Below are 1,938 nucleotides of genomic sequence, written 5' to 3'. Positions count from 1 at the left end.
TCCGGGGACCTCGGGTCAGCGCCGGTCGCGGGGGGCGGCGGGCTGGGTGACGCGGTCCAGGAGCACGCCGAGGCAGACGATCGCCGCGCCGGCGGTCAGGCCGATGCCCAGTTCGCTCTTCTGCAGGGCGTAGACGACGTCGTAGCCGAGCGCGCCGCCGCCCACCAGGCCGCCGATGACGACGATGGCCAGGACGAGGACGACTCCCTGGTTGACGGCCAGCAGCAGGGCGGGCCGGGCCAGCGGGAGCTGGACGTGGCGCAGTTGCTGGCCGGTGGATGCGCCCATGGAGCGGGCGGCCTCCAGCGCGCCGGGGTCGGTCTCCCGGACGCCCTGGGCGGTGATGCGGATGACCGCGGGCAGCGCGTAGACAACGGCGGCGATGATCGCGGCGGTGCGGCCGACGTTGAACAGCGCCACCACCGGGATGAGGTAGATGAACTGCGGCATCGTCTGCATCACGTCGAGCACCGGCCGGATGGCCCGGTCCACCCAGGGCACCCGGGCGGCCAGGACGCCGATCGCGACGCCCGGCAGCAGGGTGACCACCAGTGCGGCGAGCACCTGGGAGAGGGTGTTGAGCGAGGTGGACCACAGGCCCATCGCGCCGATCGCCGCCAGCGCGGCCACGGCGGTCACGGCGGTGCGCCAGGTGCCGGTCAGCAGGGCGAGGGCGGCGGCGGCCAGGAGCAGCAGCCACCAGGGGGCGCCCTGGAGTCCGTCGCGCAGCGGGTTGAGCACCCAGCGGGCGAAGTTCTCCGACCAGGTGGCGGTGCCGCCGATCAGGGGGATGCCGGAGCCGAGGTTGTCGGTGATCCAGTCGACGGCGGTGTTGACCGGGGCGGAGATGCTCACGGTCCACTGCTCGGGCCACTGCCGGCCCAGGGCGGCCGATCCGGCCACTGAGGCGGCGGCGACGAGGGCCGCGGCGGCTGCCCGTACCGTCCAGGCGCGCCCGCGGCTCGCGGGGACGGAGGCGTCGTCCAGGCGTGCGCCCGCGGCGGCGGTGGTGCGGTCCAGCCAGATCGCGATGAGCACGATGGCGATGCCGGGGCCGAGCGCCTGTCCGACGTCCACCCGCGACAGGGCGGTGAAGACCTCGTCGCCCAGGCCGCCCGCGCCGATGACCGAGGCGAGGACGACCATCGACAGGCACATCATGATGGTCTGGTTCAGGCCGAGCAGCATCTGGCGGCGGGCCAGCGGCAGCCGGGCCGTGACCAGCCGCTGCCAGGCGTTCGCGCCCAGCGAGGCGGAGGCCTCCAGCGCGGCCGGGTCGGCGCCGCGCAGGCCGAGCGAGGTGAGGCGGGCCATGGGGGGCGCCGCGTAGATGACGGTGGCGATCAGCGCCGAGGGCGTGCCGATGCCGAAGAGGAGCACGAACGGCAGCAGGTAGGCGAACGCCGGCATCACCTGCATGGTGTCGAATACCGGGCGCAGCAGCCGCTCGCAGCGGTCGGAGAGTCCGGCGGCCAGGCCGAGCGCCGCGCCGATCAGCGCGGCGGCGGCGACGGCGACGGCCATCAGCGCCAGGGTCTCCATGGCGGGCGCCCACAGGTCCAGCAGGCCGATCACGGCGAAGGTGCCCAGGGCGGTCGCGGCGGTGCGCAGGGCGCGGCGGCCGAGGTCCGCGCCGCCGGCGAACCAGGCGAGGGCGGTGGCGGCGGCCGTCACGCCCGTCCAGCCGAGCCCCTGGAGGAGGGCGAGGACGCCGTCGACGGCCAGGACCGCGTTGTTGCTGATGTGCAGCAGGAAGTACAGGAACAGCCAGTGCGACTCGCGGTTGTCGACCAGCCAGGCGTCGAGTGCGTCCAGTGGTGAGCGGACGTCGTGGGTCAGGGCGTCCGGCCAGCTTCCGCTGCCCCATGCGGAGGCGGCGAGAGGGACCGCCACGAGGGCGAGGAGGGCGAGGACGAGGAGTCTTCGGGCGGCCGGGCG

1 protein-coding gene is annotated in these 1,938 nt (G+C 74.8%); it reads right to left on the bottom strand.

Annotated features, from left to right (window positions below; genetic code table 11):
- Positions 1-15: 15 nt before the first annotated feature.
- The coding region (locus tag L7D48_RS28490) for an ABC transporter permease subunit (protein WP_237883943.1) at positions 16-1,938 on the bottom strand (1,923 nt) is incomplete at its 5' end.

This window comes from Streptomyces sp. ICN903 (genome assembly GCF_022015835.1).
In the GTDB taxonomy this organism is placed as follows: domain Bacteria; phylum Actinomycetota; class Actinomycetes; order Streptomycetales; family Streptomycetaceae; genus Streptomyces; species Streptomyces fenghuangensis.
This window is presented reverse-complemented; position numbering and strand designations above follow the sequence as displayed.